This window comes from Pseudomonas delhiensis (assembly GCF_900187975.1).
GTDB classification, from domain to species: Bacteria; Pseudomonadota; Gammaproteobacteria; order Pseudomonadales; family Pseudomonadaceae; genus Pseudomonas; species Pseudomonas delhiensis.
The window spans coordinates 136,162-155,864 of the sequence record NZ_FZPC01000009.1; the positions used below are offsets into that span (position 1 = coordinate 136,162).

Genomic DNA, 19,703 nt, shown 5'->3' on the forward strand with positions numbered 1-19,703 from the left:
GCGGCGCATCCCCCGAATAGGAATTAACTGTGTGGACGGCGGCGCAGCACCGCGGCCGGGATCAGTGCGTCGCCCAGCGGCTCCAGGACAAAACCCGCTACGCCAGCCTCCTGGGCAACCTGTTCCAGGCCAAAGGTGTGCCAGTCATGCTTGGCGCTGAAACGGCGCACCACGCTGTTGCCGGCCAGCACCTGGTAGTCGAGGGTCCAGTGCATCAGGTCCCCACCCGCCGGCTCACCCTGCAGGAAGACCCGGTAGAGGTGCTCGCCGATCTCGGCACAGGCCACCTGCATCAGCGGCACCGGCTGCGGCGTGTCGAGCATCATCACATCGACAATCACGATGCCGAGCTCATCCAGGCGCTCCGACAATTGCTGCCATAGGCATTGGCGCTGGAGTGCATCGAGGTAGCCGAGAGTGCCGCAGATCACCGCCGCTGACAGTTGTGGCGGCAAGGTCACCTGCTCTAGCGTGCCTGCCAGCACAGTGACCCGCTGACGCAGATCGGCGCTGCGCATCAGCCGGCCAAGCAACGCCGCTCGCATGGCCGCCGAGGGTTCCAGCGCAAGAATCCGAGCCTGGGGCAAGGCATCGGCGATCACTTGCACGCACGGCCCGGTGCCAGCGCCGACATCGAGAATCAGCCCCTGCGGATCGACCTCCTGCAACGCCGCGCTTATGGAGTCTCGACGTTTCAACCATTGCTGCTCGCTGAGCACGTCATAGAATTCTGCGGACAAGGCATAGGGATCGGAGTACTGAATGGACACCATGGGAAACCTCCCGGGGTACTGAAATTTAAATGATAAAAAGTCTCACTATCATTTAAACATCATCAGCGTCCCTCGTCCTATGCCAGGGAGCGGATGCATTCTCCGACAAAGATTGTTGGCCTGGCTTGAATTTCCGTCTGAATTCGTCCATAGCCATTTGGCGAGGGCTGACAAGCTTCCAGCGCTACGTTGAAACCGAATGTGCCATCAGTGTCTGGTGCAATTGCGGAAGATGGCACTCCCCTGCCACCAGCCGGGACGGTATGGGTGATGTAGAGAAGGCAAGAAGCCAGCCCCCGAGACCTGAAGTGCCTGATGCCGAGGTTCGGCCCTCTCCTGTTGGAGAGAGGGCCGAAGCCCGTTTCTCAGGCGAACTCGCAGCGGAACGCGCCCTCCTCCACGCCGACGCTCAGTTGGCGGTAGCGATGGCCCTCGCGGGTGGCGCTGAGCAGGCTGTGGCTGATCTGCGGCAGCAGGGCGTTGACCAGGATGGCGTCGACCATCCGCCCGCCCGACTCCACCTCGGTGCAGCGGCTGACGATGAGTTGCACCAGCGCGTCGTCGAAATGGCAGTCGATACCGTGGTTGTCGAGCATGCGCTGGCCGATGCGCTGCAGCTGCAGGCGGATGATCTCGCCCAGGGTGGCGTCGTCGAGCGGGTAGTAGGGCACCACCAGCAGCCGCCCCAGCAGGGCCGCCGGGAAGACCTCCAGCAGCGGCGCGCGCAGCGCCTCGGCCAGGGCATCGGGGCTGGGGCGTTCGGCGCCTTCGCGGCACAGCGCCTCGACCACTTCGCTGCCGACGTTGGAGGTGAGGATGATCACGCTGTTGCGGAAGTCGATGTGGCGGCCCTCGCCGTCCTCCATCCAGCCCTTGTCGAAGACCTGGTAGAAGACCTCGTGGATGTCCGGGTGGGCCTTCTCGATCTCGTCCAGCAGCACCACGCTGTAGGGCCGGCGGCGCACCGCCTCGGTGAGCACGCCGCCCTCGCCGTAGCCCACGTAGCCGGGCGGCGCGCCCTTGAGCGTGGAGACGCTGTGGGCTTCCTGGAACTCGCTCATGTTCAGCACGATGGCGTTCTGCTCGCCGCCGTAGAGGGTTTCCGCCAGGGCCAGGGCGGTCTCGGTCTTGCCCACGCCGGAGGGCCCGCAGAGCAGGAACACGCCCACCGGCTTGCGCGGGTCGTCCAGCCGCGCGCGCGAGGTGCGGATGCGCCGGGCGATGGCGTCCAGCCCCTGGCGCTGGCCGATCACCCGCTGGCCGAGGGTCTCGCCCAGTTGCAGCACCGCCTGGATCTCGTCCTTGAGCATCCGTCCCAGGGGGATGCCGGTCCAGTCGCAGACCACCGCCGCCACGGTGTTGGCGTCCACCGCCGGGAAGATCAGCGGGGCCTCGCCCTGCAGCGCCTGCAACTGTTCCTGCAGTTCGGCCAGGCGCTGGCGGGCCTCCGTTTGATCGTCGCGGGCATCGGCCTGGGGTTCGCCGGCCAGCGCCTGGCGCAGGGCGATGATCTCCAGGCCCAGGCATCTTTCCTCCTGCCAGCGCAGTTGCAGCGCCTGCAACTCGCCACGCGCCTGCTCCAGGCGCGCGCCCAGGGCCTGCACGGCCTCGGGCTCGCCCAGGCCGATGCCGCGCTCGCGTTCAATGACCTCCAGTTCGATCTCCAGCGCCTGGATGCGCTGGCGGCAGTCCTCGATGGGCGCGGGCTCGGCGTCCTGGCTCACCGCCACCCGCGCGCAGGCGGTGTCGAGCAGGGCCACCGCCTTGTCCGGCAGCTGCCGGGCGGGGATGTAGCGGTGCGACAGGCGCACCGCGGTGACCACCGCCTCGTCCAGCAGCAGCACGCCATGGTGGCTCTCCAGGGCGGCGGCGATGCGCCGCAGCATCAGCAGGGCGCGCTGCTCGTCCGGCTCCTGCACCTGCACCACCTGGAAGCGCCGCGTCAGCGCCGGGTCCTTCTCGATGTACTTCTTGTACTCCGACCAGGTGGTGGCGCCGATGGTGCGCAGCTGGCCGCGGGCCAATGCCGGCTTCATCAGGTTGGCGGCGTCACCGGTGCCCTGGGTGCCGCCGGCGCCGACCAGGGTGTGGATCTCGTCGATGAACAGCACCGTGGGCACGGTGCTGGCCTGCACCTCCTCGATCAGCGCCTGCAGGCGCGCCTCGAACTCGCCCTTGACCCCGGCACCGGCCTGCAGCAGGCCGATGTCCAGCAGGCACAGGCGCACCCCGCGCAGCGGCGCCGGCACGTCGCCGCTGGCGATGCGCAGGGCCAGGCCCTCGACCACCGCGGTCTTGCCCACGCCGGCCTCGCCGGTGAGCAGCGGGTTGTTCTGCCGGCGGCGCATGAGGATGTCGATGATCTGGCGGATTTCCTCCTCGCGCCCGGCCACCGGGTCCAGCTCGCCGCGCCGCGCCCGTTCGGTGAGGTCCTGGGCGAAGCGCTGCAGGGCACCCTGCCCGGCCGCCTGCGCCGGTGCGGCCTGCTCGGCGTGCAGGCCCAGGGCCGACTCGCTGGAGCCTTCGACGATGCTGTGCAGGCGCTGCTGCAGGGTCTCGGCGTTGATCCGCGAGAACTGCGGCGAGATGGCCCGCAGCTGGTTGCGCAGGTTGACGGTGGTGAGCAGGCCCAGCAGCAGGTGGGCGCCGCGGATGCTGGCGCTGCCGTCCTGCAGCGAGGCGAACACCCAGGCGCGCTCCACGGCGCTGTCGATGTGCTCGCCCAGGTCCTGCACCGAGCCGGCGCCGCGCGGCAGCCGGTCGAGCACCGCCAGCAGGTCCTCCTGCAGGGCCTCGGCTTGCAGGTCAAAGTAGGCCATGACCCGCTGCAGGTCGCCCTGCGGCCGCTGCAGCAGCTGGTAGAGCCAGTGGGCCAGCTCGACGTAGGGGTTGCCCCGGAGCTTGCACAGGGCGGTGGCTTGCTCCAGCGCATCCAGCAGTTCGCGGTTGAGCTTGCTGAAGAGGACGTTTCGACTGATCTCGGCCATGGGCCAGAACTCCGTTCAGGGGGTTGGAAAGACGGTGCAGCCGCGGTCCAGCGGCTCCACGGTGTAGGCCAGGTCGCCGGCGTCGGCTTCGCTGTGGCGCTGTCCGCACCAGCTGCTCAGGCCCAGCCGGGCGCCATCGCCCAGGCTGGCGCCCTGGACCTGGTCGCAACGCAGCAGCAGGCGCAGTTGCCAGAAGAACTCCAGGCCCAGGTATTGGCGGACCCAGTCGCGCAGCTCGCCGGTGCGCGCCGCGCCGGGCAGGAAGGCCTGGTAGTCGGCCATCTCCAGCGGCCCCAGTTCGATGCAGAAGCCGTGCTGCAGGTCCAGGCGCGCCAGCCCCAGCAGCATGGCCTCGCCCAGGCGCGCCACCTGGCGCCCGGCGCTCAGCTGGGCACGCTCGGCGGCCTCGATGGGCAGCCAGGTCGGGCAGTTCTCGACAAGGCGCAGCGGCAGGCCGAAGTAGTGCCGCAGGACCTTTTCCAGGCCTTCGGCGTCGCGGCACTGGCGCGCCAGGTGGCCGGCCAGGGCGTACTTGGCGTGGCTGGGCAGGCTGTCCCGCGGGGTGGCGTCGGGGCCCAGGCCGATCAGGCAGGCCAGGTAGCGGTCGAAGTTGCGTTGCTCGGCGCGGTCCAGCGAGACCGTCGGCTGCGCGTCAGCCCAGGCCCGGTAGAACAGCAGGATCAGGCGGTGGTGGAAGAGGTCGCAGAAGTCCTGCAGGCTGCGGTCGCCGTGGTGCTGCACACGCTCGCGGACGTATTCCGTGAGGTGCAGCGGCAGCGGCCCGTTGGGCCCGAACAGGCCGAAGCTGAAGATGCTCAGCTCGTGCAGCGGGCTGCCGGGGCGCGGCTTCACCGCCGCCAGGGTCGAGGACGCGAAGGACATGGACGCCTCCTGCCCCAGGCGCAGCGGCTCGTCCCGCGGGTAAGGCGCGCGGCCCAGGCGCCAGGGGCTGCCGCCCTGGGCGTCGAGGCGGCGCAGTAGCTGGAACAGGTCGTGGCGGTGGGGCTCGGCCATCAGCCGCTGCCAGAAGTCCTCCGCCAGGCGCGCAGTGGGGGCGGCGGCGCTCACAGCAGCCCCCGGCGGCCACGCCGCGCGGCCCAGCGGCCGATCTCGCCGCGCTGCTGGCCGAGCAGGCGCGTCTCGACGAAGCTGTTGAGCGTGACCAGGCGGCCGAACAGGCGGTCGAGCACTGCCCCCAGCAGGTAGGGGCTGGCGCCGGAGAAGGCCTGCTCGTCGACCATCAGTTCCACCGCCAGGCCCCGGCAGAAAGCCGCCGGGCCGGGTTCGGCGAGGTTGCGGTAGATCGGCCGCAGGCGGCACCGCGTCAGCCCCTGCACCTGCCGGGCGACGCCGGGCTCGGCGAGGTCGGCGTACAGGCTCAGCAACTGGCGCAGGGCGCTTTCGCCATGCTCGCCGTCCATCAGGCTCAGGTAGCTGAACTGCAACTGGCTGATCAGCCCCCAGGCCACCTGGTCCTGGGCCAGCGCCGGGCGCGGCGGCGTCGGCCCGCGCAGCAGGCGCACGGCGCTCACCGGCATGGCGTCGGGGACCAGGAAGCGCCCCGGGTCCTGCCCGCGCAGCAGCAGCGGCAGGTCGCGGCTGCTGCACAGCACCTCGGCGCTCAGGTACTTGAGGTCGCCGCGCCAGGGCGACTCGCGTTCGTCCACCAGCGAGACGAAGACCTCGCTGCCGGCGTACTGCGCGCCGGCCCCGCCGCGCCGCGCGCGCTCGGCCAGCAGGCGCGGCTCGCGGCGCAGCGAGAAGTAGGCGCCATGGTTGGCGTGGTCCGCCGCGTAGGTGCAATAGAACGGCCGGAACGCCTGCTCGCTGTCCAGCGCGGCGGACAGCCCGTGCACGCTGCGCACGCAGAACACCTCATGGTCCAGCGGGCGCGCCCGGTCGACCACCAGGTGGTATTCGGGCGTGCGCTCGCTGAGCACGATGCGTTCGGCGGTGCGCGGGAACAGGTTGATCACCGGCGTGCAGTGCAGCGCCAGGTGGGAGGCGTCGACGTGGCGCGCCAGTTCGGTGTCCTGGCGGTCGAGCAGCACGATGAGTTCGAAGCCCTGCCCTTGCAGGTCCGCCGCGCCATCGAAGAACGCCTGCAGGCCGCCGATGCTGAGGAACAGCAGGCGCGCGGGGAAGGCGAAGTATTCCTGCAGCAGCCGGTAGCCGTCGAAGTTGCGCAGGTCCACCGGCAGCAGCGCCTCGTCCTCGGCGAAACCGTCGTGGCGCAGCGCATCGGCATCCAGCAGCAACCGCCGCGGCTGCTCGCCGAGGCCCTGGCAGACCACCCCGACGCTGTGCTGCATGAGCAGCTCCAGCAGCGCCTGGGCCTGGACCTCGGCAGCGCTCAGGTGGAACGCCAGGCGCTCCAGGCGCAGGTCCTTCAGGGCCAGTTGGCCGAGGGTGCGCAGGCGGATGCGCAGCGCCGCGCGGCAACGCCCGGCGTCGGCGCCCAGGCCGGCCAGCGGCAGGTCCGGCGGCAGCCCGCCGAGTTCCACCAGCTCCAGCGCCAGCGGCTGCAGGGTCACTTCGTGGGCGGTCAGGTAGCTGCAGGCGGTGCCGCTGCGGCGCAACGCATCGGATTCGATGGCGGTGCCACGCGGCACCCGGTAGCCGCCGTTGATCTCGCCCTTGCGGATGTCCGGGCGCAGCTCGGCGATGGCCATCGACGGCAGCGGCGACAGGTAGTGGGGATGGAGGATTTCCAGCAGGCGCTGGGAGAAGCGCGGGAACTCGGCGTCCATCTTCAGCTGGATGCGCGCGCAGAGGAAGGCGAAGCCCTCCAGCAGCCGCTCGACGTAGGGGTCGGCCACTTCGCTGCCGCTCATGCCCAGGCGCGCGGCGATCTTCGGGTGGCGCTCGGCGAACTCGCCGCCCATCTCGCGCAGGTACAGCAGTTCACGCTGGTAGTAGTCGAGGAATTTGCCGTCCATGCTCAGCCCAGGTCCTTGAGGTCGAAGGTGCCGCTCTCCAGGTCGACGTCGGTGCGGAACAGGAACTCCTGTGGGACCGGGGTGCACCACAGGCGGCCCTTGATCTCCAGCGCCAGGCTGTTGCCGCAGGTGCCGCCCTCCTGCGGCGCGAGGCAGCGCACCTGCAGGCCCTCGGCGAGGATGCGCGGCTCGAAATCGAGGATGGCCTGGGCGATGCCCTGTTGCAGGCGTTGCAGGGGGATTTCCGAGAGGCAGCGGCCGGCCAGCGGCGCGATGCCGAAGTTGAGCGTCGAGCGCCCGGCCAGCGGGTGCGCGGCGAAGTCCTCGCGGTCGCCCGCGGCCACCGAGTTGAGCAGCCAGCCGAGGTCGCGCAGGACCATCCGGCGCAGGGCGCTCTGGCAGATGAAACGCTGCTGCGCGGATTCCTGCCGCTGCTGCGGCTGGTCGTCGGTCAGGCGGTCCAGCAGCGAGGGCTGCAGGCGCGGCTGGCCGGCCCGGGGCGCCGGCCCCATGGCTTCGCGGCCGTGCCGGGCGCCGCGGCGCGCCAGGAGCGTGGCCGGCGCGGGTCTTTCCAGGCCGCTCATGGCCGCCCCTCCCCGCCATGCGCTATCTGCTGCCCTGCGCCCAGGGACGCCCGCAGCGCCGCGCACTGCTTGTCGTAGGCCTGGCGGAAGGTGCGGCCGAAGGCGCCGCGGATGTCGCTGTCGGCGTCGGCCTGCAGGTAACGGTAGCGCTGGACGAAGGCATCCCAGCACTGCGCCTTGCGGCGCATCGCCAGGAACCGCAGCGGGCCCTGTGGCGCCTGGGCTTCCAGGGCCTCGGGGGCGAACTCGGCGAAGACCGCGGCGAGGATGGCACGGATGCCCTCGACCATGCCGACCTGGTGCGCCTGCAACTCGACCATGGCCGCCTGCGCGGCCTGTTCCGGGGCCATGAAGCCGGGCATGGGCGTGCAGAACATCTGCATCAGCGCGGCCTGGCCCGAAGGCAGTATCTGCAAGGGGTTGCCGGGCGCGCCCGAGGGCGCCTCGGTGCCCGCGCGGATGCCGCGGCGGAAGATCTCCCGCGAGGCCAGCAAGGCCACGCTGCCCTGGGCCAGCACGGCGAGCACCCGGCCCAGTTGCTGCAGTTGTTCGGCCGACCAGTGCGGCTCGGCGCCCAGGCCGTCCAGGCCGAGGCCGCCGAGCAACGCGCCAAGCCCCGTCGGCCCGGCGGGGTCCACGGCCGGGGCTTCCGGCGCGGGCGCCGGCCCGATCTCGGCGGCCGGCGATGCCTGTTCCTCAGCAGCGGGCTCCTGGGCCAGCGGCGGCGGCGCCTCCAGCGAGGCCGTCAGCGGCACCGCGCCGCCGAGCAGGAAGTCGAAATCATTGGCGCCAGCCTCCGGCTCGCACGGCGCGTCGAAAGCCACGACGTCGGCCGGAGCTGCCGGTGCGGCCGCTGCCGCCGACAAGGGCATCTCCAGGGCGTCGCCCTCGGCGAGCTGGGCCACCGACTGGCTCAGCGGCAGCATGCCGATGTCGATCAGGTCGTCGATGAAGCTGCTGTTGGCGGCCGGCAGGCCGTCGAAGAGCACGGTGGGGCTGGTGTCGGCGAGGATGTCGGGCTGCGCGGCGGCGTACTCGTCCACCGGGAACAGCCGGTGCGGGCTCTCCACCGGCGGCGCCAGTCCCCCCAGCGCCAGCAGTGACGCGCAGCCCAGCAGGGGGTCGGCCGCCTCCTCTACAGCGGCCGCCGGCGCCAGCAGCGGGTCCAGTGGCGGCTGCGGCGCGAGCGCGTCCAGCGGAGCGACGAATTCGTTGTCCAGCGCCGCCCAGACCTCGCTGGGCACCGGCGCCTGCTTCACTGCCGGCGGCGGCGTATCGTCCCCCGCGGCCTCGGCCAGTGGCTGGCAGGCCTGTAGGCGGTAGCCGGCGATCTGCAGGACGTCGCCCTCCTGTACCCGGTACTGGCGGCCGGCCTCCAGCGGCGTGCCGTTGAGCGTCTCGGCACGGGCACCGCCGCAGCTGCTCAGGTGGCAGTCGCCGCGGGAGGAGATGTAGACGATGCTCTGCAGCGACGCGATGGTCTGGGTGCTGTCCGGCAGAACCAGGTGGTTGTGCGTGTCCTGGCCGATGCTGCCGCCAGGCACGCTGAAATCATGGAACCCCTTCGGCGGCCGCTCGGCCGCGGGGCTTTCGACGATGGTGAAGCGCATGGGGCTTGCTTCCCTCTCCGACTGGGCCGGCTGGACCGGCACGCCCGCTGCGGGGCGCAGGTTGGCGGCCGGCCGGGGCTCACCCGGCCGGCCGCGAAGGTGGAAAAGGCGCCCCGGCGGGGGCGCCTGCGTGGTCAGGCCACGCGGTTCTGCTTGATGTCCCAGGCGGCGCTGCTCTCCGCCCCCTTGCTACCCTGCTCGGTCTGTTCCCAGTACTGCTGGGTGACCTTCGCGGCCTGGAAGCTGTAGAGCATGCTGACCAGGTCGCCGGTGTCGGCGCCGGTGTACTTGACGCCGGTCACCAGCACCTCCTCGAGGATGATCCGCGTGTACTCCACCTGGGAGCCGCCGGCCTTGCACACCGAGACCTCGACCTTGGGGATGTGCTTGCCGCTGGCGCAGTACTTGAGCAGCGCCGGCGTGGACTTGTCGATCTGCGCATTGATCAGCAGGTCGTCGAAGTGCACCTTGCCGGCGCCACCGCCGCCGCCGACGCCCATGTTGCCCGGTTGCACGGCCCCCCAGGTGAAGGACACGACATCGGTCCAGCCCTTGTGGTTGGAATCCTTGGACTCGCCGGTTGCGCCCTCGACGCGCATGAACATATCGATAGACATATGGTTACCTATGAATGACTGATGATCTCGCCGCCCCTACCGGGGCGGTGCCAAACGTCCCTGCCTTCGCGGCCGCGCGAGCCGCTTTGGCGGGTTTCTGTTTTCCTGCACGCAAGTCAATGCCTTCAGCCGGCCTGGCCCTCCCCGCCCTTGAGCGATGGCAGCTTGGAGACCAGGCGCAGGGACACCGTCAGGCCTTCGAGCTGGTAGTGCGGGCGCAGGAAGAACTTGGCCGCGTAGTAGCCGGGGTTGTCCTCGATCTCCTCGACCTTCACCTCGGCCGCCGCCAATGGCTTGCGCGCCTTGACCTCCTGGGAGGAGTTGGCCGGGTCGCCGTCGACGTAGTTCATCACCCAGTCGTTGAGCCACAGCTCCATCTCGGCGCGCTCGCGGAAGGAGCCGACCTTGTCGCGCACGATGCACTTCAGGTAGTGGGCGAAGCGGCAGCAGGCGAACAGGTACGGCAGGCGCGTGGCCAGTTGGGCGTTGGCGGTGGCGTCGGCGTCGTAGTACTCGGCCGGCTTCTGCAGCGACTGGGCGCCGATGAAGGCGGCGAAGTCGGAGTTCTTGCGGTGCACCAGGGAGATGAAGCCGTTCTTGGCCAGCTCCGCCTCGCGGCGGTCGCTGATGGCGATCTCGGTGGGACACTTCATGTCCACCCCGCCGTCGTCGCTGGGGAAGCTGTGGCACGGCAGGTCGCCCACCGCGCCGCCGGACTCGACGCCGCGGATCGCGGTGCACCAGCCGTACTCCTTGAACGAGCGGTTGATGTTCGCGGCCATGGCGAAGGCGGCGTTGGTCCAGGTGTAGTTGCCGTGGGTGGCGCCGTCGGTGTCTTCCTCGAAGTCGAACTCGTCCACCGGGTTGGTGCGGATGCCATAGGGCAGGCGCGCCAGGAAGCGCGGCATGACCAGGCCGATGTAGCGCGAGTCCTCGGATTCGCGCAGGCTGCGCCAGGGCGCGTACTCGGTGTTCTGGAAGATCTTGGTCAGGTCGCGCGGGTTGGCCAGTTCCTGCCAGGACTCCATCTGCATCACGCTGGGCGCCGCGCCGCCGATGAACGGGCAGTGCGCCGCCGCGGCGATGCGCGCCAGTTCGCCGAGCATTTCCACGTCCTGCGGGCCGTGGTCGAAGTAGTAGTCGCCCACCAGGCAGCCGAAGGGCTCGCCGCCGAACTGGCCGTACTCCTGCTCGTAGATGTGCTTGAACACCGGGCTCTGGTCCCAGCCCACGCCCTTGTAGCGCTTGAGGGTGCGGCCCAGTTCGCGCTTGCCGACGTTCATCACGCGGATCTTGAGCATCTCGTCGGTTTCGGTGTTGTTGACCAGGTAGTGCAGCCCGTGCCAGGTCCCTTCCAACTGCTGGAAGTCGGGGTGGTGGATGATCTGGTTGACCTGCGCGGAGAGCTTCTCGTCGATCTCGCCGATCAGCGCCTGGATCGCCCGGTAGGCGTCGGCGCTGGTCACCACGCAATGCTCCAGGGCCTGCTGGGCGAGGGTCTTCACCGCGTTCTCGACCGCCTCGCGGGCCTGGTCGGTCCTGGGCCGGAACTCCTTCTGCAGCAATGCGCTGAACTCGTCGCTGGTGACGCTCTGCAGCGCCTCGGCCGGTCGTTGCACCTGGGTATTCATGGGCGTCCCTCCTCTGCGGTCTCGACGGCATCGACGGGCGCGTCCGGCTCCACGGGGGCCGCGCGGTTGGGCAGGCGGCTGAGCGACTGCATCAGCTCGGGGTTGGCGAGGATCTGCGAGATCAGCTCCTCGGCGCCGCTCTTGCCGTCCATGTAGGAGAGCAGGTTGAACAGCTGGGTGCGCGCCTCCAGCAGTTGCCGCAGCGGCTCGACCTTGTTGGCCACCGCCGCCGGCGAGAAGTCGTCCATGCTCTGGAAGCTCAGCTCGACGTTCAGCCGCCCCTCGCCGGTCAGGGTGTTGTCGACGTCGAAGGCCACCCGTGGGCGGATCGACTTCATGCGGTCGTCGAAGTTGTCGACGTCGATCTCCAGGAACCTGCGCTCGTCCACCGGTGCCAGCGGCTCGGCCGGCTTGCCGGAGAGGTCCGCCATCACCCCCATGACGAAGGGCAGCTGGACCTTGTGCTCGGCCCCGTACATTTCCACGTCGTACTCGATCTGTACCCGTGGCGCGCGGTTGCGGGCGATGAATTTCTGCCCGCTGCGGTACTTCTTGTGCTTCTGGCTCACTTGCCAATCTCCTGTGCGTACAACGCTTCGAATCGATGCCCTGGGGCACTCCCGGGCGGCCTCATGGCGAATCCCTGGAGGTGCCCAGCACCAGGTTCAACCGGTCCATGGCCTCCGGCGCCAGGTCCTCGACGATGCCGAGGAAGTCGCGGGCCACCAGCCGGCGGATGCGCTCGATCAACAGCGGCGCCGGATGGCTCGGCTCATGGGCCTGGAAGTAGTCGCGCACGCCGTCCAGCGCCTGCAGGGCCTGCTCCCGCGAGGCGATGCGGGTACCGGGGCGGTACGCTTCGTCGGTGGCGCCGGCGGCGCCACCAGGCACATCGGCGGCCGGTGCCGCCGTGCCCTCCTGCAACAGCAGGGCGAGGCCGCGGCGCAGTTGCTGCATGTCCGGTTGCGCGGCCTCGTCCAGTTGCCGGCCGGCCAGTTCGCGCAGCGCCTCCAGGCGCTCGGCCATGCCGGCCAGGGTCGCGTGCAGCGGCGTGCCCGCCTGCAGCAACTGCTGCAGGCGCGGCCGCCCACCGGGGAAGCCTTCGGGCGCCGCGCCGCTGCCATCGAGCAGCGCCACCGCATCGCGCAGGGAAAGCGGTGCGGCGCCGCCCACCAGCGGGCAGGCGCGCAGCATCTGGGTCAGCTCGCCGCGGTCGCCCAGTTCGGCCAGGCAGCCGATGCGCGGCAGCGGGTCGAACTCGCCGTCGAACTCCAGCGCCGGGTGCAATCCGTCCCAGTAGCGCTCCAGGCTGGCGTGGATCAGCGCCAGGGCCCGGGCGTAGCCGTCCAGGCCGTGCAGCTGGGTCCAGGCCTTGCCCAACTGCACCATCACCCGCAGGTCGCGGGTGCGCTGGCACAGCTCCAGCGCCAGGCGCTCGACCTGTTGCCAGTCCGGTGCCTCGGCGGCGATCAGGGTGCTGCCGAACTCCTGCTCCGGGCGGTAGGTGGCGGCCTGCTCCATGGCCAGGAAGCCGGCGTCGTATTCCAGGTTCTCGCCGCAGGGCAGCGGGCCCTCGATGGGTTGCAGCAGGGCTTGCAGGTCGAATTCGCTCATGGGCGATCTCCTTCTCCGGCGTTGCCGAACAAACGGATGAACAGCGCCACGTCGGGCTCGCCGCAGTGGTGCAGCAGGTCGACGCCGGGGCCGTCGTCGAGCCAGCGCCACCAGTAGCTGGAAGCGCCGCCGGCGATGCATTCGCCCAGCGCCGGCAGCGCCGCGGCGGCCTCCTGGCGGCTGTCCAGGGTGAGCAGGGCATGGTCGAGCGCCTCCACCGCCCAGCGCTCGTGCAGGCCCTGGCGCAGCAGGCTGCCCAGGCGGGCGAACCAGGCCGCCAGCACGGCCGGGGAAAGCCGCGCCCAGTCCATCGCCGTGCAACTGCGCAGGGCGCACAGCGGGTAGCGCCGCCCTACCCTGTCGCTGCCGGCCAGCAGGCAGCCGATCAGCAGTTGCGGCCGCGGCCGCTGCAACGGCAGGACGAAGTTCCACAGCCGCTGCTCGGCGGCGAAGCCGTGGCCGTCCTGGCGCAGGCGCAGCAGCCCGGCGTCGCACCAGTCGACCCAACTGTCCTCGAGTTCGGGGGCCAGGCGCCGGCCGACGAAATCGCCGGCGCTGGGAATCTTGCCGTACCAACCGATGTCGCCCATCAGCGACTCCACGCGAATCATGCCGGGATCATCCTCAGGGGCAGTTGAAGGCCATGGCCTCGAAGGGGTTGCGGATGCTGTTGGGGGTGAACTCCAGGGTCACCCGCCGGCCGTCCAGCTCGAAGGTCGCCAGGCGCGACAGGCGCGAGCTGCCGGGCGCCAGGCGGGCCTTGTCGAGCAGGCGGTTCAGCGCCCAGTCGCCGGTGGTGCCCAGGCTGCTGCTGGCGCCGTTGACCAGGTTCAGCTGCAGGTTGACCCGCGAGCTGTTGCGCGTGCCCGGCCAGCCGATGGCCATGGGCACCTGCGGCCCGTGGCTGTAGCGCAGCACCTGGCCGTCGACGTCCAGCACCATGTTCAGCACCTCGCTGTCCATGCTCACCGGCGTCACCGTGAGGCGGTAGCCGGGCAGTTCCTGGCTGGCGTTGAAATAGGTGTCGCGGATCGAGCGCGCCTGCTGGAAGGCGCGCAGCAGGCCCTCGCCGCCGGGCAGCGTCTTGCCGTCCACCCCCGGGTTGAAGCGCCATGTGCGCCCGGAGGTGTCGATGCGGCCTTCCAGGTTCTGCCGGAAGAAGCTCTCCATCAGGCCCTTGTTGGGGGCGAACATGCGGGCGAAGTCGGCGGCGGCGATGTCCATGGCGGCGCCGCGCTGCAACGGATAGCGGCCGGCGATGGCCTGCCGGCAGAAACTGCCGACCTCGGCGCCGATGCGCCTGCGGGTGCTCTCCATTTCCTGCAGCTGGGTGTCGGTGCTGGCGCCCACGCTGAGCGACAGCAGCATGCCCTGGAACGGCTGCGGCAGGCGCCCGGCCTCGGCCTGCAGGCGGGTGATGACGTCCCCCGCCGGCACCGGCATGCCGCTGTTGGCCGCGCCCTGCACCGCGGTCAGGTAGTTGTAGAGGCCATCGGTCTGCTTGAGCACGGCGTCGAAGGGGATGCCGCCCTCGGCCTTGTCCGCGCCGGGGCTGCCGGCCAGTTCGATGAAGGCGCCATAGTGGTTGATCACCACTTGCTCGGGCTGGCTGGCGGCGTCGATCTCGACGTGGCTCTCGCGCTGGGAGAACAGCGCGTCGAACAGCCCGCCGGGGCTGCTCGGCGAGGCCGAGGCCTTCTCGTTGACCAGCGACTTGGCGGCGCGGTCCACGCGCTCGTCGGTGAGGTTGACGTTCTTCACCAGGTTGAGCAGCAGCCGGCGCAGCGGCGAGTCGGCCGCCGACAGCAGGCGCGCGGTGCCGATGCGCTGGGCGAGGCTGGCCACGTTGGTCAGCTCCAGGTCCGCCAGCAGGCCGTCCCAGGTGCGGATGAAGTCGCGCATGTAGAGCAGCCGCACGGTCTTCTCGACGTCCTCGCGGGCCTCGGCCTGGGCCGTGAAGCCGAGCACCCAGCCGTCCTCGCGGCCAAGCACCTCGACCACGCCGGGCAGTTGCTTGTCGAACGCCAGCCAGTAGCCCTGCGGGGTGAACAGGCCCGGCAGGCCCTCGCCCAGGGGCAGGCCGCTGCGGCGCTTGAAGGCCAGCTCCGCCTGGGGCCCGGCCAGTTCGGCGACGCTCAGCGACTTCAGCGCCTCGGGCTTGAGCAGCATGCGCTTGAGGCGCCCGTAGATGCGTTGCGCCAGGGGCACCTGGGCCAGGTAGGCGCGCACGGCGTCCTCCAGCTTTTCGTCGCGCAGGTAGGGCGAGGCCTGGACCTGCTCGTCGAGCAGTTGCCCCAGGTGCCATTCCAGCTGCTGCCACTGGGCCTTGGTGCCGGCCTGGGGCTGGCTGCGCTGCAGGTTGTAGATCAGCCAGGCGCGCAGGAAGCGGCCGTCGTACTGTTCGGGCAGGTAGAGCATGCGGTAGGCCTTGAGCGCCTCGAAGCTGAAGTCCGGGTCGGTGCGCGGGTCCTGCCGCAGGATGTGCTGCACCTGGAAGGCGGCCAGCGGCAGCAGCAGCTCCTTGAGGGCGCGCCGGTACAGCGCCTGGCCGGCGCTGCCGACCAGTTCGCCGCGGTACAGGCCGAAGCCGTAGCGGCCGGGCGGCGCCTGCAGGGCGAACTGCTGGCTCTGCGGCAGGTGCAGGATGTCGTCGAGGTAGGGCAGCAGGCGGAAGAAGTCCTGGGCGTCCAGGCGCTGCAGCGTCTCGCCCTGGCGCTCCAGGGGCGCGACCTTGGCGCGCACCTCGTCCAGGTAGGCCAGGTTGTTGCGGTAGCTCCAGGCCCAGCAGAAGCCAGCGGCGCCCAGCGCCAGCAGCAGGCACAGGTAGCCCAGCCAGTGCAGCGCGCGGTTGCGGTATTCCCACCAGCGGTTGCTGCCGGCAAGGCCCGCCTCGCGGAACACCACCTCGCGCAGCACGCCGAGGAGGAAGAAGCTGCGCCCGCGCTCGGGCAGCGCGGCCTGCTCGCCGGCGGCCTGGCCGGGCGCCGGCGCGGCCAGGCCCAGGTAGCGGTTCAGCTCGCCCATCACGCGGTCGAAGGGCTGCCCTTCCTGGGTGCCGCTGGTGAAGTAGATGCCGCGCGGGGTGAAGCTGGCGCTCTCGAAGCTGGACGAGGCGAAGACCGTGAGCAGGTAGGCCTTGAGCGGCTCGCGCAGGGCCAGGAACTCCTGCGGGAAGCGGTAGCAGGCGCCGCGCTCGGCCAGCCCGCTGGCGGCGCCCAGGACCTCCGGCAGCGCGCTCTGCAAGCGGTCGTGGAGCAGGGCGAACTCCTGGTCGTAGGCGCCGGGCAGGTCGAAGTCGGCCTGGCCGCCCCAGGCGCGCGGGAAGGTGAAGCCCCAGACCTGGGCGCGCTGCTCGGCGTCGAGGTCGGCGAAGTAGGCGGCGAAGCCGTCGAGCAGGTCGGCCTTGGTCAGCAGCACGTAGACCGGGAAGTCGATCTTCAGTTGCTCGTGCAGCTCCAGCAGGCGCCGGTGCAGGGCCTGGGCCTGCTCGTACAGCTCCGCCTCGGAGGCGCCCAGCAGGTCGGCGATGCTGATGGTCACCAGCACGCCATTGATCGGCTGGCGCGCCCGGTACTTGCGCAGCAGGCCGAGGAAGCCGAGCCACTCGCCGGCGTCCTGCTCGCGCTGGCTTTCCTGGGTGGTGTAGCGGCCGGCGGTGTCCAGCAGCACCGCCTCGTCGGTGAACCACCAGTCGCAGTTGCGGGTGCCGCCGACGCCGCGCAGGGCGGCGCTGCCGAAGCGCTCGGCAAGGGGGAAGTGCAGCCCCGAGTTGACCAGGGCGGTGGTCTTGCCGGCGCCCGGCGCACCGATGATCACGTACCAGGGCAACTGGTACAGGTGCTGCCGGCCGAAGCGCAGCAGGCCGAACAGCCAGCGCGGCCAGCCGGAGGCGCGGGCGTCGCGGTCGAAGCGCATCCGCCGCAGCAGGCGGGTGGCCTCCTCGAAACGCTCGCGCAGGCGCGGCTCGGCCCCCTGCCCGCCGCCGGCGGCGCTCTCCCCTTCCTGGCTCATGCGCTTGAGCAGGTGCCGGTTGCGCCAGCTGCGGTACAGCGCCGGCAACAGCCGCGCCAGGCCCCACAGCAGACAGATCAGGGTGATCGTCAGGGTGCGGTTGACCTCGCTCTCCAGCGGGCGCAGGTCGCCGACGGCCAGCAGCGGGCCGGCGGTCCAGATCAGCATGGACAGCGCGGCTATCCCCATGCCGCCCCAGAACAGGCGGCTGGCGAATACCGAGAGCAGCGAGTTGAACAGCGAAGCGAACATCAATGGGCCTCCGTCAGTGGGCCACGCCAGGGGTGCGCCGGTCTGCGCGGGGGAACCTGCAGGGCGATCTCCACCCGCCGGTTGAGCGCCTTGTTGGCGCGGCTGTCGTTGGGCGCCAGCGGCTCCCGCTCGCCGCGCCCCTCGGCCTGGATACGGCCAGCCAGCGCCGCGGAATCCAGCAGCAGGCGGCCGACCGACTCGGCACGGGCCTGGGACAGTTCCCAGTTGGAGGCGAAGCGTGCGCTGCGGATGGGGTCGGAGTCGGTGTAGCCGAGCACCAGCACCTTGCCTTCCAGCTCGCCGAGCACCTGGGCCACGCGCCGCACCAGCGGCAGGTAGGCCGGCTGCATGCTCGAGGCGCCGGAGGCGAACAGGCCATCGCCGCGCATGATCACCACGCTCTGGTGCTCGTCGTCGCGCACCGTGACCAGGCCTTCGGCGATCTCCTTGTGGAAGAAGCGCTTGAGGCTGATGCGCGGTTCCAGCGGCCTCGCCGCCGGCATCTCCAGCTCGACACGCGGCAGTTGCACCTGGTAGATGGCGCTGAGCACCGGTTCGGTGGCGTCGCCCAGGCGCCAGTTCAGGTTGATGTAGGTCAGGCAGGCGCACAGGCCGAACAGTGCCGCGCAGGCCCACAGCGGCAACATCGGCCGCCAGGTGCGGCTGCCCACGGGGGTGTCCAGGGCATGCGCCGACAGCGCTCCGGAATAGGCGCCACGGCTCGTGCGGATCACCTGCTGCAGGCGCTGCCGGAGGGTTTCCAGATGGCTGCGGCCGCCATCGAGGACGCGGTAGCGGCCCTCGAAGCCGAACAGCAGGCAGAGGTTCAGCAGTTCCAGCAGCGGCAGGTTCTCCCTGGGGTTCTGCGACAGGCGCGCCAACAGCTGGAAGAACTTCTCGCCGCCCCAGGTCTCGTTGTGGAAGGTCACCAGCAGGCCGTTGCGCGACCAGACGCAGGCCTGGCCCCAGGGCGTCAGCGAGATGGCCTCGTCGAGCACCGTGCACAGGCAGTAGCGCGCGCCGATCAGCACCTCGTGGCCGAGGCCGGCCTTCTGCCCGTTCACCTCGAAGCGCCGCACCTGTTCGATGAGCTGGTGCCGCAGCGCGGCCGGGTCGGCATGCAGCGGCGCATGGCGCAGCTGCGGTATGGCGTTCAACAGCGGCGTCGCCGCCTCCACCAGCGGGTTGCGCGCCCGCAGCGGCAACCGCTCTCCCGCGCGCCGGTCCATCCCGACCTGGCGCGCTGCCTTGGCTGACTCTTCCATCGTCGTCCTCAACATCCTCTCCTGGAACCACGGGGCCCTTCCCCGCGGCGCCTAACCTCGCCGCCGCTCAACCCTGCTCGTTGCGGATGGCCCAGAACTCCATTTCCAACCCGGGAAAATGCCCCGCCACGTGCAGCGCGAAGGCCCCGGAACGTTCCATCTGCGACCACAGTTCCCCGCCCCGCTCGATCTCGAAGTAGGTGAAGCCGGAGTGGTAGGGAATCTGCCGCGGCGCCACCGGCATCGGCTGCAGGGCGATGCCCGGCAGTTGCAGTTGCACCAGGTCGCGGATGCGCTGCACCGGCGCCACCTTCAGTTGCGCCGGCAGGTGCGTGCGCAGGCTCTCCGCCGGCAGGTCGGCGCGCGCGGCCAGGACGAAGCCGAAGTCGTCGAGCATCGCCGGGTTGGCCAGCGAGGCCACGCTCAGGCCGTGGGAGCGCTCGACGATGGGGATCTGCAGGGCGCTGTCCTCGTGGATCACCGACAGGCCCTGGCGCAGCAGCAGTTGCAGGCGGCCGAAGCAGCCCGCCAGGTCGTCGTGGTCGTACACCGGCAGCTCGCCGGCGCTGAGCATGCGCCGCGGGGTGAAGGTGGCCAGCTCGCCGGCCAGCGCCAGCCAGTCGGCGAACAGCCGCTCCGGGTGCAGGCTGGCCAGGCTGATGGCGTGGCTGACCTGGCCGAGGTGGCGGTTGATCAACTGCAGCAGCAGGAAATCGGCGATCTCCGAGACGCCGGCACGCCCGGCCTGCTCCAGGCGCTGGCCCATCTGCTGGCTGCGCTGCTGCAGCAGACCCTGCAGGTCGCGTTGCAAGGCCAGCAGGTTGTCGTCGCGGCGACAATTCAGGGTCGGCGGGATGTAGCCGGCGTCCAGGCGCAGGCCGTTGTCCGCGCCGCGCTCCAGCACCCGCACCACGCCCATGGCGATCCAGTTGGCGTTCAGCTCGTTGGCCGGCATCAGCCGCAGGCGCAGGCGGCTGGCCTGGATCTGCGCGCTGCCCACCGCCACCGCGTTGAAGTCGTCCACCTCGGCCTCGTAGGCCAGGTGCCGCGCCAGGGAGTCGGCGCGCTCGGCGAAGATCACTTCCTCGCGCCCCGGCAGTTGCACCGGCAGGGCCAGCACCACCGCCTGGCCGCCCTTGCTTTCGCCGAGGGCCAGGGGCGGCGGCGCCTCGCGGGCGCCGCGGAAGGCGAAGTAGGTGCCGTCGGGCATCACCCCGCTGGCGGCGTCGAGCGCCACCAGCCCCTGGCGCAGCGCGGCCTGGTCGACGTCCAGTTCGAGGAAGCCCCAGTGGTGGCCGTGCAGGGCCATACCCCAGTCGGCGATGCTGCGCTCCAGGTAGCTGACCGACTGCTGGAAGTGGTGGGGCCGCAGGAACATCCCTTCGGTCCAGACGATCTTGTGTGCTTGTTTCATGCTGGG

The 19,703-nt window shown here is 70.5% G+C and carries 14 protein-coding genes; all 14 read right to left on the bottom strand.

What is annotated here, in order from left to right; all coding sequences use genetic code 11:
- Window positions 1-23 precede the first annotated feature (23 nt).
- Complete coding sequence (locus CHC02_RS10255; protein WP_089391365.1) at window positions 24-773, bottom strand: class I SAM-dependent methyltransferase; 750 nt, start codon at window positions 771-773, stop codon at window positions 24-26.
- Between the two features lie 365 nt (window positions 774-1,138).
- Window positions 1,139-3,760: a type VI secretion system ATPase TssH gene (gene tssH / locus CHC02_RS10260; protein WP_089391366.1), complete on the bottom strand. Its 2,622-nt coding sequence runs from the start codon at window positions 3,758-3,760 to the stop codon at window positions 1,139-1,141.
- 15 nt (window positions 3,761-3,775) lie between these two features.
- The gene (gene tssG / locus CHC02_RS10265) at window positions 3,776-4,828 is read right to left on the bottom strand and encodes a type VI secretion system baseplate subunit TssG (RefSeq protein ID WP_244160974.1); all 1,053 of its coding nucleotides are present in this window, start codon (window positions 4,826-4,828) and stop codon (window positions 3,776-3,778) included.
- A complete protein-coding gene (tssF, locus tag CHC02_RS10270; protein ID WP_089391367.1) occupies window positions 4,825-6,699 on the bottom strand; it encodes a type VI secretion system baseplate subunit TssF in 1,875 nt (624 codons plus the stop codon). The genes tssG and tssF overlap by 4 nt, the downstream gene beginning before the upstream one ends.
- Before the next feature lie 2 nt (window positions 6,700-6,701).
- The gene (tssE, locus tag CHC02_RS10275) at window positions 6,702-7,283 is read right to left on the bottom strand and encodes a type VI secretion system baseplate subunit TssE (RefSeq protein ID WP_089391368.1); all 582 of its coding nucleotides are present in this window, start codon (window positions 7,281-7,283) and stop codon (window positions 6,702-6,704) included.
- Window positions 7,280-8,893: a type VI secretion system-associated FHA domain protein TagH gene (gene tagH, locus CHC02_RS10280; RefSeq protein ID WP_089391369.1), complete on the bottom strand. Its 1,614-nt coding sequence runs from the start codon at window positions 8,891-8,893 to the stop codon at window positions 7,280-7,282. The genes tssE and tagH overlap by 4 nt, the downstream gene beginning before the upstream one ends.
- 134 nt (window positions 8,894-9,027) lie before the next feature.
- Window positions 9,028-9,510, bottom strand: a complete 483-nt coding sequence (locus CHC02_RS10285; protein WP_089391370.1) for an Hcp family type VI secretion system effector — start codon at window positions 9,508-9,510, stop codon at window positions 9,028-9,030.
- Between the two features lie 125 nt (window positions 9,511-9,635).
- Window positions 9,636-11,141: a type VI secretion system contractile sheath large subunit gene (tssC, locus tag CHC02_RS10290; protein WP_089391371.1), complete on the bottom strand. Its 1,506-nt coding sequence runs from the start codon at window positions 11,139-11,141 to the stop codon at window positions 9,636-9,638.
- Window positions 11,138-11,710, bottom strand: coding sequence for a type VI secretion system contractile sheath small subunit (tssB, locus tag CHC02_RS10295; RefSeq protein WP_089391372.1), 573 nt, complete (start codon window positions 11,708-11,710; stop codon window positions 11,138-11,140). Before tssB ends, tssC begins: the two co-directional genes overlap by 4 nt.
- 61 nt (window positions 11,711-11,771) lie before the next feature.
- Window positions 11,772-12,755: a type VI secretion system protein TssA gene (tssA, locus tag CHC02_RS10300; RefSeq protein WP_089391373.1), complete on the bottom strand. Its 984-nt coding sequence runs from the start codon at window positions 12,753-12,755 to the stop codon at window positions 11,772-11,774.
- Complete coding sequence (tagF, locus tag CHC02_RS10305; RefSeq protein WP_089391374.1) at window positions 12,752-13,366, bottom strand: type VI secretion system-associated protein TagF; 615 nt, start codon at window positions 13,364-13,366, stop codon at window positions 12,752-12,754. The genes tssA and tagF overlap by 4 nt, the downstream gene beginning before the upstream one ends.
- Window positions 13,367-13,379: 13 nt before the next feature.
- The gene (gene tssM, locus CHC02_RS10310; RefSeq protein WP_208604357.1) at window positions 13,380-17,018 is read right to left on the bottom strand and encodes a type VI secretion system membrane subunit TssM; all 3,639 of its coding nucleotides are present in this window, start codon (window positions 17,016-17,018) and stop codon (window positions 13,380-13,382) included.
- Window positions 17,018-18,283 (bottom strand): DotU family type VI secretion system protein, encoded by a 1,266-nt coding sequence (locus CHC02_RS10315; RefSeq protein ID WP_208604356.1) that lies wholly within the window; start codon window positions 18,281-18,283, stop codon window positions 17,018-17,020. The genes tssM and CHC02_RS10315 overlap by 1 nt, the downstream gene beginning before the upstream one ends.
- Before the next feature lie 67 nt (window positions 18,284-18,350).
- Window positions 18,351-19,697: a type VI secretion system baseplate subunit TssK gene (gene tssK, locus CHC02_RS10320; RefSeq protein WP_089391376.1), complete on the bottom strand. Its 1,347-nt coding sequence runs from the start codon at window positions 19,695-19,697 to the stop codon at window positions 18,351-18,353.
- Window positions 19,698-19,703 lie beyond the last annotated feature (6 nt).

Excerpts from the sequence above, each read along its gene's own strand:
- CHC02_RS10255 (WP_089391365.1), bottom strand. The coding sequence starts at position 773 with ATGGTGTCCATTCAGTACTCCGATCCCTATGCCTTGTCCGCAGAATTC.
- tssH (WP_089391366.1), bottom strand. The coding sequence starts at position 3,760 with ATGGCCGAGATCAGTCGAAACGTCCTCTTCAGCAAGCTCAACCGCGAA.
- tssF (WP_089391367.1), bottom strand. The coding sequence starts at position 6,699 with ATGGACGGCAAATTCCTCGACTACTACCAGCGTGAACTGCTGTACCTG.
- tssE (WP_089391368.1), bottom strand. The coding sequence starts at position 7,283 with ATGAGCGGCCTGGAAAGACCCGCGCCGGCCACGCTCCTGGCGCGCCGC.
- tagH (WP_089391369.1), bottom strand. The coding sequence starts at position 8,893 with ATGCGCTTCACCATCGTCGAAAGCCCCGCGGCCGAGCGGCCGCCGAAG.
- CHC02_RS10285 (WP_089391370.1), bottom strand. The coding sequence starts at position 9,510 with ATGTCTATCGATATGTTCATGCGCGTCGAGGGCGCAACCGGCGAGTCC.
- tssC (WP_089391371.1), bottom strand. The coding sequence starts at position 11,141 with ATGAATACCCAGGTGCAACGACCGGCCGAGGCGCTGCAGAGCGTCACC.
- tssA (WP_089391373.1), bottom strand. The coding sequence starts at position 12,755 with ATGAGCGAATTCGACCTGCAAGCCCTGCTGCAACCCATCGAGGGCCCG.
- tagF (WP_089391374.1), bottom strand. The coding sequence starts at position 13,366 with ATGATTCGCGTGGAGTCGCTGATGGGCGACATCGGTTGGTACGGCAAG.
- tssM (WP_208604357.1), bottom strand. The coding sequence starts at position 17,018 with ATGTTCGCTTCGCTGTTCAACTCGCTGCTCTCGGTATTCGCCAGCCGC.
- CHC02_RS10315 (WP_208604356.1), bottom strand. The coding sequence starts at position 18,283 with ATGGAAGAGTCAGCCAAGGCAGCGCGCCAGGTCGGGATGGACCGGCGC.
- tssK (WP_089391376.1), bottom strand. The coding sequence starts at position 19,697 with ATGAAACAAGCACACAAGATCGTCTGGACCGAAGGGATGTTCCTGCGG.